Raw genomic sequence first — 14,543 nt, 5'->3', positions numbered from 1 at the left:
CGCGGTTTGGCGACGGCGATCGACGATTTCTTCCTGCCCGAATCGCACCGAATCGATGAGCAGACCCGAGTCGGGCTCGCGCGGCTGCTGCGCGCATTGGTCGATACGGTCGAGGGCGAGATTCGCGACCATGGCGTGCGCCAGCTGCAGGTGCAGGGCGAGACCGCATTGGCCGATGCGCTGGCGGCGGCGGAAGGCGTGTTCGCGGCACTGTCCGACTCGGGCGTGCTGCGCGACCGCGAGCTGATGGCCGAGCTGATCGCGCAGGTGCAACAGGAACTGCTGGCGAGCGGCATGCCGGTACAGGCGCATGACGATCCCGAACGGCCCAGCCTGATCAACCGGTTTGTCCAGCATCCCGACCGGGTGCTGGCGCAGAGCGCGATGGGCGTGCTGATCGCCGAAAGCCGCCGCCGCAGCCTGCCCGAAGCGGGGCCCTTGCCGCAGACCGATCTGCCCGCCGAACTGCATCACAAGCTGGTGTGGTGGGTCGCCGCCGCGTTGCGCCGCTGCGTTGCTGCAACAGCCGAACTGGCCGATTCCGACGGGGCGGCGCTCGATCGCGTGCTCGCCGAAGCCGCGCAACGCAGCCTGGCGGCGCATGACGAGGGCGACCGGGTCGAGGCCGCCGTGATGCGCCTTGCCGCCGCGATCGACGCGCAGCCCGACGAGCTGCCCGAATTGCTCAACGAAGCGCTGGGTGACCGGCGCGTGACCTTGTTTGCCGGGCTGCTCGCGCATGCGCTGGGCGTCGACTATGGCGTCGCACGCAGCCTGGCACTGGATGCGGGCAGCGGGCGGCTGTGGGTCGCGTTGCGCGCACTGGATCTCGATCGGGAGGCGATTGCGCGCCTTGGCCTTGCGCTGACCGAAGCCGATCCGCGCCGCGATATCGAGGCGTTCGCCGATACGCTGGACACGATCATGGCCGTCGACGTGCCGGAGGCCCGTGCGGCGCTGGCCGGACTGCGGCTGCCGGCCGACTATCGTGCAGCCGTGCAGGCGCTGGGAGGGGCGGCATGAATGCGATCGACCCGCATGTGCCGATCGCGATCGGGCGGGTCGGGCGCGACGGCCGGCTGCTCGATGCCGAACCGCGCCTGTCCGACCTCAACGCACGCGCCGGGGGCAAGCAGGGCGAACCGATCGCCGTGCCGCAGATCGCGTCGATCGCCCGGCTGGCGTTGCGGCTGGGCATCGCCATCTCACGCAACATCGTGGCGGCGGATGGCGAGGACGATATCGACCTGTGGGTGCGCGCCGAGCCCGACGCCGACGGCGTGCGGCTGGAGGTGAGCGGCTGGCGTCCCCGGCCCGCATGGCGCGCCGCGGAGGATGGCGGGCGCGAGGATGCCTTTCTGCGCACCGACGCCGATTGGGTTTGGGAATGCGATTCGGCGATGCGGCTGACGCATCTCTCGCTGGAGGCCGGCGCGCGCTATGGCTTCGATGCCAGCAAGATGCTGGGCCAGCCGCTGACGTTGCTGTTCGCGCTGGAGGCGGATGACGAGGGCGCGCTGCCGATCCTGACCGCAGCGGCGGAGCAGGGGCGGTTCGAGGGGCAGGTCGCCGAACTGCGCGGCACCGGTCGCCGCGTGCGGCTGTCGGCCAGCCCGCGTGTCGATGCGCAACTGCGCTTCGCCGGCTTTACCGGCGCGGCGGAGATGATCGATGCGGACGCGGATGCGCCATCGCACCCACCTGCAGCACCCGAGGCGGTGTTCACCAGCGAATTCGGCCAGCGGCTCGACCGCGCGCTGCGCAAGCCGTTGAGCCGCATCATCGCCAATGCCGACAGCATCAGCGCGCAGATCGATGGCCCGCTGCGCACCGATTATGCCGAATATGCCGGCGACATCGCCAATGCCGGGCGACATTTGCTGTCGCTGGTCGACGACCTTGCGGACCTGACCGCGGTCGAGCGGGACGATTTCGAGGTGGAGGCCGAGCCGATCGACCTGGCCGATATCGCGCGCCGTGCCGCCGGGCTGCTCGCCGTGCGCGCGAGCGAGGCGGATGTGCGGATCGACAAGCCCAAGGCGGACGAGAGCCTGCCCGCGACCGGCGAGTTCCGCCGCGTGTTGCAGATCATGGTCAACCTGATCGGCAACGCGCTGCGCTATTCGCCACCGGGCGGGTCGGTGTGGGTGCGGCTGGAGCGCGAGGGCGCGCTTGGCTGTGTCATCGTCGCGGATCAGGGCAAGGGCATCGCGACCGAGGACCATGCGCGGATCTTCGAGAAATTCGGGCGGGTGGATCCGACCGAACCGGGCGGCAGCGGGCTGGGCCTTTATATTGCGCGGCGACTGGCGCGCGCGATGGGCGGTGATATCACCGTGGACAGCGCGCCGGGGCAGGGTGCGCGTTTCGTCCTGACGCTTCCTGCCCGCGACGGCTGATTGCTCCGACTACGGTTGTAGTTGATGGCGGGGCAGCGGCGTGATAGGTCCGCCGCATGACCATGATCGATCGCCGCGCCGCGCTGCGCGGCCTTGCCGCCGGCCTTGTGCTTCCCGCCCTTCCGCAGGCTTTGCAGGCCAAGGAGCCGCCGCGCGACGTCACGCTCGCGCAGGATTTCGACGAGATGTGGGAGACGCTGCGCGACGGCTATTGCTTCTTTGGCGAGAAGGCGACCGACTGGGACAAGGTGCGCCGCGTCTATCGCCCGCGCGCGATTGCGGCGCCGAGCTGGAATGATTTCGCGCACGTGCTGCGCGCGGCGCTGGGTGAGCTCTATGATCCACACACATCGGTGCGCAACGGCCCGAACGGCATTCCCCGGATGCCGCCGTTCGATCTGCTCGTGGAGCGGGGCGCGGAGGGCTTGCGCATAACCAATGTCGCTCCGGACTCCGGGGCGAGCGCAGCGGGGCTGGCGATCGGCGATGTTGTGACCGTCGTCGATGGCGTGCCCGTGAGCGATGCGATCAAGGCGGCGGCGCTGACCTGTTTGGCGCGGCGCGATCCGGCGGCGGATCGGTTTGCGATCAACGCGGTGGTGGCGGGCAAGCGCGCGATGGCGCGGCAGTTCGCGGTGGCAGGGAAGGGGGAGGTCGCGCTTCCGATCCCGCAGCGCGATGAACCGCCGACCATCGCGCACCGGCGGCTGGAGGGCGGCATCGGCCTGATCGTGATCCACAGCTTTGGCGATTATGCGGCGACGGCGGCGTTCGATGCGGCGCTGGCCGAACTGCGCGATGCGCCGGCGCTGATCATCGACGTGCGCGGCAATGGCGGGGGCGACACCGCGGTCGCGCGCCCGATCATGGGGCGGTTCATCACCACGCGCGCGCCCTATGCGCGGATGCGGCGGCGGGCGGGGCGTGGGCTCAGCGCGCCATGGACCGAATGGGTCGAGCCGCGCGGACCGTTCACCTATGACCGCCCGGTGATCGTGCTGTGCGACCGCTGGAGCGCGAGCATGGCGGAGGGTTTCCCTATGGGCATGCGCGGGCTGGGCCGGGCGCGGATCGTGGGGACGCCGATGATGCAACTGGGCGCGGCGGTGTTCACCCTGCGGCTCGACCGCACCGGGTTCGAACTGCAATATTCGGCCGAGCCGGTTTACGACGTCGCGGACCGGCCACGCTGGCAGTTGGTGCCGGACGTGCTGGTGCCGGATGGTGGGGACATCCTCGCCGCCGGGGTTGCCGAGGTGCGGCGGATGGTGGCGGCGGTCTGATTGGTCAGCGCAGCAGCATCCACGCTGCCATCGCCACCATCATCACATTTTCGGTCAGCGAGATGAAGCCGAGCGGCACATTGCTGTCGCCGCCCATGCAGGCGCATCTGAGTTCGCGCTTCTCGAGATAGACCGCCTTGAACACCGACACCGCGCCGACGCTCCCGATAAAGGCGGCGAGCGGGATCGAGAGCCAGTGCAGCGCCTGTGCCGTCATCAGCACGCCGGCCGCGCCCTCCGCATATGGATAGATATAGGCATAGGGTACCCAGCGCCGCGCCAGCAGATCGTACCCGAGAAACATGGACGAGAAGCTTTCGACATCGCGCAGCTTCTGGATGGCGAGTGCGACCATGCTGAAGGAAATGAACCACTCGCCCGCGCGGATCGTGAAGGAGGAGCCATAGGCGGCATGGCTGGCGGCCAGGGCAAGCAGCGCCATCATCCCGAACAGCGCGATCACCGGGGCGTAGCTGGTCTCGCCCTTTGCGCGCACGTGCAGGCCGAAATGACGGCGCAGATCGTCATATCCGCCGATGCGTTGTCCGTCGATAAAGGTCTGTGGCGTGGTCGCGACGCCGTGTTCGGACTTGAAGGCGTCGGTTTCGGCGCGGGTCTTCAACCAACGGTCCTCGACGGCATAGCCCTTGCGCTCCAGCAGCGCCTTGGCTTTGAGACCATAGGGGCAGATATGGCCGGGCATGACCATGCGGTAGAGCGTGGCGGTCGGCTTGGTAGGCATCACGAACTCCTTCGATGGCCAACGCGTCGGTGCCGGGCAGGGTCCCTGTCGCGCGGCGGGGTCAGGCGTTCACCCCGCGCGGCTTCACCGGGATGCGCAGGTAGCGCACGCCATTGTCCTCCGCTTCGGGGAGTTGCCCGGCGCGCTCATTGACCTGGATCGAGGGGAGCAGCAGCTTTGGCACCGCCAGCGTCGCGTCGCGTGCTTCGCGCATGGCGACGAACGCGTCCTCGCTTACGCCGTCATGGACATGCACGCTGTCGCGGCGTTGCGCGCCGACGGTGGTTTCCCAGCGATAGTCCTCGCGGCCCGGTGCCTTGTAATCGTGGCACAGGAACATGCGGGTATCCTCGGGCAGCGACAGCAGCTTGCGGATCGAGCGGTACAGCGTGCGGGCGTCGCCACCCGGGAAATCCGCGCGGGCGGTGCCATAGTCGGGCATGAACAACGTGTCGCCGACGAACGCCGCGTCGCCGATGCGATAGGCGATGTCGGCGGGGGTGTGGCCGGGCACGTGCATCACTGTAACCTCCAGTTCGCCCAGCGCGAAGCGCTCGCCATCGGCGAACAGCCGGTCGAAATCGGAGCCGTCGGTCTTGAGGTTGGTGAGGTTGAACACCGGGCGGAAGATCTTCTGCACGTCGCGGATATGCTCGCCTATGCCGATCCAGGCGCCGGTGCGTGCCTTGATCAGCGGTGCACCCGACAGGTGATCGGCATGGGCATGGGTTTCGAGCACCATGACGATGCGCCAGCCGCGTGCCTCCGCCATTGCCAGCACCTGATCGACCGAGGTCGAGTCGACCTCGCCACTCGCCGGATCATAGTCGTGGACCGGGTCGATCACTGCAGCGTCGCCGGTAGCAGTGTCGGCGACCAGGTAGGTCACGGTGTTTGTGGGTTCGTCGAAGAACGCTTCGATCACGGGTTGCATGGCTTCCTCCATTCGATGCTTGACAATATATAAGGGACATCTAAATTAGCAATACCTAATGTAAGGAAGCGTAGATGCTCAAGGCTCCGATGGATCTGGCGACGTTCACGACCAAGGCCGACGGCGTTGCCGCATTGCTCAAGGCGATGGGCAATGGCCGGCGCCTGATGGTGCTGTGCAAGCTGGTCGAGCATGGCGAGATGAACGTCACCGACCTGGCGCGGGAGGTTGCGCTGTCGCAGTCGGCGCTGTCGCAGCACCTCGCCAAGATGCGTGACGAGGGGCTCGTCGCCTTTCGGCGCGAGGGGCAGACGCTGTGGTACCGGATCGCCGATCCGCGGACCGAGGCGCTGCTCGCCACCCTATACCAACTTTATTGCAAGGACTGACGGATCGCGGGGCTGATGCTGCTGGGCGGTATCGGCGGCGCGGTGGCGGGCATCGCGATCGGCAAGCGGATGGCGGCACGCAAGGGGCTGCTGGAGCAGCTGTTCGCGATCGTGGTGATTGCGGTGGGCGGCTACATCATCGCCACCACGATGTGAAAAACCCCTCCCCGGCGGACCGGAGAGGGGTTGGTTCACTTCAACGCTGGCCGACCGGCACGTAATCGCGCTGGGTCGGGCCGGTGTAGAGCTGGCGCGGGCGGCCGATCTTCTGGTCCGGATCGCTGATCATTTCGTTCCACTGTGCGACCCAGCCGACGGTGCGGGCCAGGGCAAACAGCACGGTGAACATCGTGGTCGGGAAGCCGATCGCCGACAGGATCACGCCCGAATAGAAGTCGACATTCGGGTACAGCTTCTTCTCGATGAAATAATCGTCGCTGAGCGCGATCCGCTCCAGCTCACGCGCAGTGTCGAGCACCGGATCGCTGATGCCGAGCTTGTCGAGCACTTCGGTCGCGGCCTTGGACAGCACCTTCGCGCGCGGGTCGAAATTCTTGTACACGCGGTGGCCAAAGCCCATCAGGCGGAACGGGTCGTCCTTGTTCTTGGCGCGGGCGATATATTCGGGAATGCGGTCGGGACGGCCGATCTCACGCAGCATGTTGAGCGCGGCTTCGTTCGCGCCGCCATGCGCCGGACCCCAGAGGCAGGCGATGCCCGCCGCGATGCACGCGAACGGATTGGCGCCCGACGAGCCGGCGAGACGGACGGTCGAGGTCGAGGCGTTCTGTTCGTGGTCGGCGTGGAGGATGAAGATCTTGTCCATCGCCGCTTCGATCACGGGATCGACGACATATTCCTCGGCCGGGACGCCGAAGGTCATGCGCAGGAAGTTGCCGGTGTAGGACAGCGAATTGTCCGGGTAGAGGAACGGCTGGCCCACGCTGTACTTGTACGCCATCGCCGCGATCGTCGGCATCTTGGCGATCAGGCGGTGCGAGGCCACCATCCGCTGGTGGGGATCGCTGATGTCGGTCGAGTCGTGGTAGAAGGCAGAAAGCGCGCCGACGACGCCGCACATGATCGCCATCGGGTGCGCGTCGCGGCGGAAGCCGCGGTAGAAGGTCGCGAGCTGCTCATGCAGCATTGTGTGGCGGGTGATGGTGTTGGAGAACTTGCCCAGCTCGTCACCGTTCGGCAGCTCGCCGTTCAGCAGCAGATAGGCGACTTCCATGAAGCTCGACTGTTCGGCGAGCTGGTCGATCGGATAGCCGCGATGCAGCAGGATGCCCTGGTCGCCGTCGATATAGGTGAGGCCGCTCTCGCACGATGCGGTCGAGGTGAAGCCCGGGTCATAGGTGAACTTGCCCGTCTGGGCATAGAATTTGCGGATGTCGACGACCTCGGGGCCGACGCTACCCTGTCGCACGGGATATGCCTTGTCGCCCAGATTGAGGGTGGAGTCGGTCATCGTCACTTCCTTTCCTTCAGCCGTCCGTGTCAATTGCCCGGGGAGGCCGTCATCTGATCTGCAATGCGGCTGAGGCTTTCGTCGCGCCCCAGCAAGAAGAGCACGTCGTAAATCCCCGGTGAGGTGCGCTTGCCGGTGAGCGCCGCGCGCAATGGCTGTGCCACCGCGCCCAGTTTTACCCCCGCCGACTCTGCGACCTCACGTACCGCAGCTTCGAGTGCTTCCGTATTCCAGTCCGCCACCGCGTCAAGCGCGCTGTGCAACTGCGAAATAAGTTCGCGTGCCGGGCCTTCAAGCAGCGGTACCGCATCCGCATCGATTTCGAGCGGGCGGGTGGCGAACAGGAAGGCCGCGCCGTTGGCGATTTCGATCAGGCTGGCGGCGCGCGGCTTGAGCGCATGCATGCTGCGCTGCAGAAGATCGCGCTGTTCGGCGGTCGGATCGAACGGCAGGAACTGAACGGCCAGCTCGGCGAGGCGGGCATCGTCGGCGGCGCGGATATAATGGCCGTTGAGGTTGTCGAGCTTCTTGAGGTCGAAGCGCGAAGGCGACTTGCCGACGCCGTCGAGCGTGAACCAGTCGATCGCCTGCGCCCGGTCGATGATCTCAGCATCGCCATGGCCCCAGCCGAGGCGGAGCAGATGGTTGAACAACGCCTCGGGCAGCACGCCGAGTTCGTCGCGGTAATCGTTGACGCCGAGCGCGCCGTGGCGCTTCGACAGCTTTGCCCCGTCCGCGCCGTGGATCAGCGGGATATGGGCATAGGTCGGCTCGGGCCAGTTCATCGCGCGGATGATGGTCAGCTGGCGGAAGGCGTTGTTGAGGTGATCGTCGCCGCGGATGACATGGGTGACGCCCATGTCGTGATCGTCGACCACCACCGCGAGCATATAGGTCGGCGTCCCGTCCGAGCGCAGCAGGACCATGTCGTCCAGCTCGGCATTCTGCACCGTCACTTCGCCCTGGACGAGGTCGCGGATCGTCGTCGCGCCCTCGCGCTCGGCGCGGATGCGCACGACATAGGGCTGGTCGAGCGGGCCGTCGCTGCGGTCGCGCCACGGGCTGCGGATGCGATAGGGCTGTTTCGCCGCCTGCGCCGCCTCGCGCTGTGCCGCGATTTCCTCCTGCGTCATCCAGCAGCGATAGGCGTGGCCGCTCTCCAGCATCGCATGCGCGACCTCGGCGTGGCGACCCGCGCGGGCGAACTGATAGACTTCCTCGCCATCCCAATCGAGGCCGAGCCAGCGCATCCCATCGAGGATCGCGGCGATGGCCGGTTCGGTCGAGCGCGCGCGATCGGTATCCTCGATGCGCAGCAGGAACTTGCCGCCGTGATGGCGCGCGAACAGCCAGTTGAACAGCGCGGTGCGCGCGCCGCCGATGTGCAGGAAGCCGGTGGGCGAGGGCGCAAAGCGCGTGACGATGGTGGCGCCCGAAGGCTCAACTACTGCGCTCAACCGCGCGATCTCCAGCTTGCAAAGGGTGGCCGGGATGGCCGGCTGCGCCCCTAGCACGCGGTTTCGCAGGCTTCAAACCGCAGTGATACGTAGGGTATTGGAGTGGGTTGCGTAGGGACCATGGCTGGCCCAAGCTGCACGCCCGATGGGGACCGACGCCGCGCGCGCATGGGGGCCGATGCGGTTCCCGACCCCGGCATGGCCGGGTGGCGTCGCCGCGCGGGTCGAGCGCTGGCTGGAGGTCGAGCGCGGACAGCTGTTTCTGTGGGTGCCGGTGATGATCGGGGCGGGGATCGCCGCGTGGTTTGCGCTGCCCGATGCGGCGCGCTGGGGCGCGGTGATCCTGGGCGGCCTGGCGCTGGCGGCGGCGGCGCTGGCGGCGGGGCGCAGCGGACGGGCGGCACGGGCGCTGGTTTGGGCGGGATTGCTGGTGGCGCTGGGCTGTGCGCTGGTGTGGTGGCGGGCGGAGCGGGTCGCGGCGCCGGTGCTGGCGCGTCCTGCGGTGGTGCAGGTCGTAGGCAGCGTCGAGCGGATCGAGCCGATGCCGGCGCGGGAGCTGGTGCGGTTGCGCATTGCCACCGATGCCGGGAACGGCTTACCGGGATTGGTGCGGGTGGATCTGGCGGTGAAGGACATGCCCGACGGGTTGACCCCGGGTGCGCGGGTGCGGGTGCGGGCGCGGCTGATGCCGCCCGCGCCGCCCGCCGTGCCGGGGGCCTATGATTTCGAGCGGGTGGCGTGGTTCGACGGGCTGGGCGCGACGGGGCGGGGGTTCGCGCCGGTCGAAGTATTGGTGCCGGGGCGGCCCGATAGCGGGCTGCGCGCGCGGCTGACGGCGCATGTCCAGTCGCAGGTCGAGGGCAGTGCGGGCGGGATTGCGGCGGCGCTGGTGACGGGTGATCGCGGGGCGATATCCGAGGAGGATGCCGAGGCGTTGCGGCGGTCGGGATTGGCGCATCTGTTGTCGGTGAGCGGGTTGCATGTGACCGCGGTGGTGGGCGCGACGATACTGCTGGTGCTGCGGTTGCTGGCGCTCAGCCCGTGGCTGGCGCTGCGCTGGCCGTTGCCGGTGATTGCGGCGGGCGTCGCGGGGCTGGCGGCGGTGGGGTATACGCTGCTGACCGGGGCGGAGGTGCCGACGGTGCGGTCGTGCATCGCGGCGCTGATGGTGCTGGCGGCGATGATGCTGGGGCGACAGGCGATCACGCTGCGGTTGGTGGCGTTCGGGGCGCTGGTGGTGCTGCTGCTGTGGCCCGAGGCGCTGGTTGGGCCGAGTTTCCAGATGAGCTTTGCCGCGGTCACCGCCATCGTCGCGCTGTATGAAAATCAGCGTGTGCGTGGCTGGTTCGAGCGGCGCGAGGAAGGGTGGGGACGGCGGCTGGTGCGCGGGGTTGCTTCGCTGTTACTCACGGGCCTGGTGGTCGAGATCGCGCTGACGCCGATCGCGCTCTATCATTTTCACAAGTCCGGTCTGTACGGCTCGCTCGCCAACATCGTGGCGATCCCGCTGACCACATTCGTCGTGATGCCGTTCGAGGCGGCGGGGCTGGCGTTCGATGCGGTGGGACTCGGCGCGCCCTTCTGGTGGGTGGCGGAGCAGGGGCTGCATCTGTTGCTGTGGATCGCCCACACCGCCGCGAATGCGCCCGGCGCGCTGGCGATGCTGCCCGCGATGCCGGGCGGGGCCTATGCGCTGATGGTCGTGGGCGGCGTGTGGATCGCGTTGTGGCGGACGCGGGTGCGGATCGCGGGTGTGGTGCCGGTTGCGGTGGGGGCGGTGTGGGCGCTGACGACGCCGATGCCGGATCTGCTGGTGACGGGCGACGGGCGGCATCTGGCGCTGCGGATGCCCGGCGGCGAGCTGGCGCTGCTGCGCGACCGGGCGGGGGACTATGTCCGCGACACGCTGGCCGAGAATGGCGGGGTGGATGCCGAGCTTCCGGCGCTGGCGGAGCAGCGCGGCGCGCGGTGCAGCGCGGATCTGTGCATGGTGACGGTGGAGCGTGGTGGGCGCGAATGGCGCATCGCGGCGACGCGCAGCGGCTATCGCGTGCCGTGGCGGGAAATGGTGGCGTTCTGTGCCTCAGCCGACATCATCGTGGCGGACCGCTGGCTGCCACGCGGGTGCGTGCCGAAGTGGCTGAAGCTGGATCGCGCGCAGCTGGAGGCGACTGGCGGGGTGGCGATCACGTTCGGGGAGAAGCCGACCGTGGTGACGGTGCGGCGGGCAGGGGCGCGGCATCCGTGGCTGGCGGCGGAGACGGTGATGCCGGGGCGGGAGTGAGGACGCGCAGTGCTCCGTCCCTACACGTTCGTCACCCCGGCCTTGTGCCGGGGTCCACTTGGCCGCACACTTGGCGCTCAAGCTTCTTGCTTCGCGCTTGCCTCCCGGTGGACCCCGGCACAGGGCCGGGGTGACGAAGGGAGGGGACCTACGCCCCGCCCGGAAACCGCTCGAACTGGGGCAGGCTGTGCGCGTCCTGCATCCAGCCGATGCGGTCGGCGGTCTGGATGTGGGCGGCGGCGGGGACGGCGTCGGGGTCGTCCAGGGTCGATGCCTGAACATCGACCAGGCCGGGGAGGTTGGTGGCGTTGCGGTAGAACAGCCCGGTGCCGCAGGTTTCGCAGAACCAGCGGCGGCCGGTGTCGGACGAGGCATATTCGCGGGGACTGCCCTGCGTCACCGTCAGCGCGTCTTCGGGGTACATCGCCCAGCCGACCATCGGTGCCCCGGCGCAGCGGCGGCAATCGGTGCAGTGGCAGAGCGCCTGACCACCATGGAGTGGCTCGCCATGGATTTCGTAGCGCACTGCGCCGCAATGGCATCCACCGGCCAGGGTCATGCTGGCTCTCCTAAAGTGTTACCCAGAACTTCGACAAGCTCAGGTCGGGGATTGCGCTGACTGGCCCTCCCCAAACCCCTCCCGTAAACGGGAGGGGCTTTAAGTGTGTCAGTAGCGGCGTAGCAGGCCGGCCAGCTTGCCCTGCACGCGGACCTGATCGGGGCGGTAGCGCTGGGGGTCGTAGCTGCGGTTCGCCGGGTCGAGGCGGACCATGCTGCCCTCGGTCCGGAAGTATTTCAGCGTCGCTTCCATCTCGTCGATCAGGGCGACCACGATCTCGCCGTCGCGCGCGGTTTCCTGGCGGCGGATCAGCGCATAGTCCCCGTCGAAGATCCCGGCCTCAACCATCGAGTCACCGGCAACCTCGAGCGCATAATGGTCGCCCGAGCCGAGCAGCGCGGCGGGGACGGGGAGCATGGTCGATCCCTCCATCGCCTCGATCGGCACACCGGCCGCGATGCGGCCGTGCAGGGGGATTTCGATCACGTCGTTCGCCGGCTGCGGCGCGGGGCGCAGCATCGCGACGACGGTCGACTTGGCCGCGGGTTTCTTGGTCTCGCCACGCTCGGGCATCTTGACCACTTCGAGCGCGCGTGCCCGGTTGGGCAGGCGGCGCAGGAAGCCGCGTTCCTCCAGCGCCGAGATCAGGCGGTGGACCCCCGACTTGGACTTGAGGTCGAGCGCGTCCTTCATCTCCTCAAACGAGGGCGAAACCCCGGTATCGGCCAGACGGTCGGCGATGAAGCAGATCAGCTCATGCTGCTTCTTCGTAAGCATTGGACGTCCCCTATCAAGAACAGACGTGGAACGTTTACGCCTTGTTCCCCGCCCCGTCAAGCGGGTGCGACTCAGCCGATGTCGAGGATTTCCACCGAGTCGCCGGGTGCCGCTGCAGGAACATGTGGGGCACGGACTATCAGGCAGTCCGACCCGGCCAAAATGCGGAGCATCGAGCTGTCCTGCCGGTCGGCGGGGATCACGCCCCGGTCGCTATGAACCGCTCGGATATGGTCGGCGCGGGGGCCGTTGGCGGGCAGCGCTGCGCCGAGAATGGCAGTGCGGCGGCGGGGCAGGGGGTCGCTTGCGCCCGAGAGATACGCGACCATCGGCAGGACGAAGATCAAGGCGGTGACATGCGCCGACACCGGATTGCCGGGCAGACCGAGCACGACGGTGTTGCGCATCCGCCCGGCCATCATCGGCTTGCCGGGGCGCAGCGCGATCCGCCAGAAATCGATCTCGGTGCCGGCAGCCTCGAGCGCGGGGCGGACGAGGTCATGGTCGCCGACCGATGCGCCGCCGCTGGTTACGAGCAGGTCGGCATCGACCGCGGCGAATGCGGCGGTGAGCGCGTCGATCCGGTCGGGGAGGATACCAAGGTCGATCAGGTCGACCGGCAGCGGCGCCAGCATCGCGGCCAGCATGGCGCCGTTGCTCTCGGGGAGCTCGCCCTGCCCGAGCGGCGCGCCGGGCGCACGAAGTTCGTCGCCGGTGGCGGCGATGGCGATGCGGATGCGGCGGCGGATGGGCAGGGTCGCGTGACCCGCAATTGCGGCGAGCGCGATCCGTGCCGGGGTCAGCCGCGCGCCCGCGTCGATCACGATGGCGTCACGGGAAAAGTCGAGCCCGACCGGTCGCACATGCGCGCCGCGCGCGGGCGGACCCTCGCCGTCCAGTGTGAGCGCGTCACCGTGCTGCGCCGCCTCTTCCTGCACCAGGATCGTATCCGCGCCCTCGGGCAGCGCCGCGCCGGTAAAGATGCGCACCGCTTCAGCCGGTGCGACCGATCCGGCAAATGGCCGTCCCGCTGCGCTCTCGCCGATCACGCGCCATGGGCCGGGCAGGTCTGCGAAACGGATCGCATAGCCGTCCATGGCCGAGAGCGGCAGTTCGGGCTGCGTCCGCAACGCCGCGATCGGGGCTGCTGCCCAGCGCCCGGCGGCGTCGCGCAGCGGCACATGCTCGACCGTTACCGGATCGGCCAGTGCAAACAGGCGTTCTTGCGCTTCGGCTAAAGAGATCATGTCGGCCATGCTCCCGATTAGCCGGGGCGGGGCCTATGGTCGAGGCATCAGCGCGGGCGCGCGGCCTCGCTCAACCGGCTCATCTCGTGCGGGCGCAGCGGAAGTCGGAATTCGGCGACATGCCGCGCGCCATGGCACTCGATCACCCGGATCGGCCAGCCGCCGATCTGTGGCAGCGACAACCACAGGCCGCACAGGGGCGCGAACTCGGTCTCGCTCTCGAACTCGACCAGCGCGTTGCTGAGCGAGGTGATCTGGGCGTTCCACCAGCTGCTGCCCGACCGGACATGGGTGGCGGCGTCCAGCTTGATCGCATTCTTGACCGCGCCCAGCGGCGACGCGCCTCCCGCCATCGGTGCGTGGACGGGAAGCGGACGGCGATTGGCGACCTGTCGCAGCCAGGGCATCAGGATTTGCCACCCGAGCTCCTCGGCAAAGGCGATGCCTGACTGACCGCGCTCGGTCCAGCGGATCTCGCCGCCGATCGGCCGCAGCCCGTCGAGCGTGACCTCCACCGCTTCGCCCACGTGCAACGCGGCGCGCGTCTCGACGCCCAGACCGGCCGGAGAGAGGTTGCGGGTCCACGCGAAATCGACCTGATCGCCATGGCGGATGCACAGCCGCTGGCGCAGCTCGACGCGCGGCATCTGGCGACGCTCGCTGGGCAAGGCGGCAAGGCAGCGGGCGAGCGCCGCGACCACGTCCAGCGGCTCGTCGAAGCAGAAGGTGAAAGCAGCCGGGTCGTCGCCCAGCACCGATCCTTCGGCAGTAACGCCAAAGGGCAGTTCGATCCGGCCGCGATCGCCATCGGTCACCGGCCCGCTGACGGTGAGCGTGGCGCCGGCGGCGGTGATGCGGTGAACGAAACAGTCGCGCGGACCGTGGCTGCCGATCAACCGGGCGTGCGTTCCATTCTCGCCAGTGCCGGGCGGGACGGACTCGAGACCGTCCGACAGTGAAAATATGGCCGACCGCCCTGAACTCGACATAACGCCCCACAA

14 protein-coding genes are annotated in these 14,543 nt (G+C 68.4%); 6 read left to right on the top strand and 8 right to left on the bottom strand.

What is annotated here, in order from left to right:
* The first annotated feature begins 6 nt into the window (after nt 1-6).
* The 3 genes from ACO05N_RS01015 to ACO05N_RS01005 are packed head-to-tail and all read left to right on the top strand — an operon-like array spanning nt 7 to nt 3,682.
* Nucleotides 7-1,023 (top strand): DUF2336 domain-containing protein, encoded by a 1,017-nt coding sequence (locus ACO05N_RS01015; RefSeq protein WP_422055347.1) that lies wholly within the window; start codon nt 7-9, stop codon nt 1,021-1,023.
* A complete protein-coding gene (locus tag ACO05N_RS01010) occupies nt 1,020-2,399 on the top strand; it encodes an ATP-binding protein (protein WP_422055346.1) in 1,380 nt (459 codons plus the stop codon). Before ACO05N_RS01015 ends, ACO05N_RS01010 begins: the two co-directional genes overlap by 4 nt.
* Nucleotides 2,400-2,455: 56 nt before the next feature.
* Entirely contained in the window at nt 2,456-3,682 is a 1,227-nt protein-coding gene (locus ACO05N_RS01005; protein WP_422055345.1) for a S41 family peptidase, read from the top strand.
* Nucleotides 3,683-3,686: 4 nt separating this feature from the next.
* Here the strand turns inward: ACO05N_RS01005 and ACO05N_RS01000 are convergent, their stop codons facing one another.
* Both ACO05N_RS01000 and ACO05N_RS00995 read right to left on the bottom strand, forming a co-directional pair.
* Nucleotides 3,687-4,424, bottom strand: a complete 738-nt coding sequence (locus ACO05N_RS01000) for a MauE/DoxX family redox-associated membrane protein (protein WP_422055344.1) — start codon at nt 4,422-4,424, stop codon at nt 3,687-3,689.
* Between the two features lie 61 nt (nt 4,425-4,485).
* Nucleotides 4,486-5,358, bottom strand: coding sequence for an MBL fold metallo-hydrolase (locus ACO05N_RS00995; protein WP_422055343.1), 873 nt, complete (start codon nt 5,356-5,358; stop codon nt 4,486-4,488).
* Nucleotides 5,359-5,432: 74 nt separating this feature from the next.
* Between ACO05N_RS00995 and ACO05N_RS00990 the strand changes: the two genes are divergently transcribed.
* Together ACO05N_RS00990 and ACO05N_RS00985 are read left to right on the top strand one after the other, a co-directional pair.
* Entirely contained in the window at nt 5,433-5,747 is a 315-nt protein-coding gene (locus tag ACO05N_RS00990) for an ArsR/SmtB family transcription factor (protein ID WP_422055342.1), read from the top strand.
* A 15-nt stretch (nt 5,748-5,762) separates the two neighbouring features.
* Nucleotides 5,763-5,903 (top strand): hypothetical protein, encoded by a 141-nt coding sequence (locus ACO05N_RS00985; protein ID WP_422055341.1) that lies wholly within the window; start codon nt 5,763-5,765, stop codon nt 5,901-5,903.
* Between the two features lie 40 nt (nt 5,904-5,943).
* Here ACO05N_RS00985 and ACO05N_RS00980 read toward each other — a convergent pair whose 3' ends face one another.
* Nucleotides 5,944-7,218: a citrate synthase gene (locus ACO05N_RS00980; RefSeq protein WP_422055340.1), complete on the bottom strand. Its 1,275-nt coding sequence runs from the start codon at nt 7,216-7,218 to the stop codon at nt 5,944-5,946.
* Nucleotides 7,219-7,247: 29 nt separating this feature from the next.
* Entirely contained in the window at nt 7,248-8,675 is a 1,428-nt protein-coding gene (gene gltX, locus ACO05N_RS00975) for a glutamate--tRNA ligase (protein WP_422055339.1), read from the bottom strand.
* 145 nt (nt 8,676-8,820) lie between these two features.
* Here gltX and ACO05N_RS00970 point away from each other — a divergent pair, with 145 nt between their 5' ends.
* Nucleotides 8,821-10,959, top strand: a complete 2,139-nt coding sequence (locus ACO05N_RS00970) for a ComEC/Rec2 family competence protein (RefSeq protein ID WP_422055338.1) — start codon at nt 8,821-8,823, stop codon at nt 10,957-10,959.
* Nucleotides 10,960-11,107: 148 nt separating this feature from the next.
* Here ACO05N_RS00970 and ACO05N_RS00965 read toward each other — a convergent pair whose 3' ends face one another.
* The 4 genes from ACO05N_RS00965 to ACO05N_RS00950 form a co-directional block, all read right to left on the bottom strand.
* Complete coding sequence (locus ACO05N_RS00965; protein ID WP_422055337.1) at nt 11,108-11,518, bottom strand: GFA family protein; 411 nt, start codon at nt 11,516-11,518, stop codon at nt 11,108-11,110.
* A gap of 108 nt (nt 11,519-11,626) precedes the next feature.
* Entirely contained in the window at nt 11,627-12,295 is a 669-nt protein-coding gene (lexA, locus tag ACO05N_RS00960) for a transcriptional repressor LexA (protein WP_422055336.1), read from the bottom strand.
* 71 nt (nt 12,296-12,366) lie between these two features.
* Nucleotides 12,367-13,551 carry a molybdopterin molybdotransferase MoeA gene (locus ACO05N_RS00955; RefSeq protein ID WP_422055335.1) on the bottom strand — a complete coding sequence of 395 codons (1,185 nt, stop codon included), beginning with the start codon at nt 13,549-13,551 and terminating at the stop codon, nt 12,367-12,369.
* Nucleotides 13,552-13,589: 38 nt separating this feature from the next.
* Nucleotides 13,590-14,438: a PilZ domain-containing protein gene (locus ACO05N_RS00950; RefSeq protein ID WP_422055334.1), complete on the bottom strand. Its 849-nt coding sequence runs from the start codon at nt 14,436-14,438 to the stop codon at nt 13,590-13,592.
* Nucleotides 14,439-14,543: the final 105 nt, after the last annotated feature.

The sequence above is a fragment of the Sphingomonas sp. genome, from assembly GCF_965227385.1.
GTDB lineage: Bacteria > Pseudomonadota > Alphaproteobacteria > Sphingomonadales > Sphingomonadaceae > Sphingomonas.
Note: the sequence above shows the minus strand (reverse complement) of the source record. Positions and strands in the feature narration are given on the sequence as shown.

Excerpts from the sequence above, each read along its gene's own strand:
- ACO05N_RS01010 (WP_422055346.1), top strand. The coding sequence starts at position 1,020 with ATGAATGCGATCGACCCGCATGTGCCGATCGCGATCGGGCGGGTCGGG.
- ACO05N_RS01005 (WP_422055345.1), top strand. The coding sequence starts at position 2,456 with ATGACCATGATCGATCGCCGCGCCGCGCTGCGCGGCCTTGCCGCCGGC.
- ACO05N_RS01000 (WP_422055344.1), bottom strand. The coding sequence starts at position 4,424 with ATGCCTACCAAGCCGACCGCCACGCTCTACCGCATGGTCATGCCCGGC.
- ACO05N_RS00995 (WP_422055343.1), bottom strand. The coding sequence starts at position 5,358 with ATGCAACCCGTGATCGAAGCGTTCTTCGACGAACCCACAAACACCGTG.
- ACO05N_RS00990 (WP_422055342.1), top strand. The coding sequence starts at position 5,433 with ATGCTCAAGGCTCCGATGGATCTGGCGACGTTCACGACCAAGGCCGAC.
- ACO05N_RS00985 (WP_422055341.1), top strand. The coding sequence starts at position 5,763 with ATGCTGCTGGGCGGTATCGGCGGCGCGGTGGCGGGCATCGCGATCGGC.
- ACO05N_RS00980 (WP_422055340.1), bottom strand. The coding sequence starts at position 7,218 with ATGACCGACTCCACCCTCAATCTGGGCGACAAGGCATATCCCGTGCGA.
- ACO05N_RS00970 (WP_422055338.1), top strand. The coding sequence starts at position 8,821 with ATGGGGACCGACGCCGCGCGCGCATGGGGGCCGATGCGGTTCCCGACC.
- ACO05N_RS00965 (WP_422055337.1), bottom strand. The coding sequence starts at position 11,518 with ATGACCCTGGCCGGTGGATGCCATTGCGGCGCAGTGCGCTACGAAATC.
- lexA (WP_422055336.1), bottom strand. The coding sequence starts at position 12,295 with ATGCTTACGAAGAAGCAGCATGAGCTGATCTGCTTCATCGCCGACCGT.
- ACO05N_RS00955 (WP_422055335.1), bottom strand. The coding sequence starts at position 13,551 with ATGGCCGACATGATCTCTTTAGCCGAAGCGCAAGAACGCCTGTTTGCA.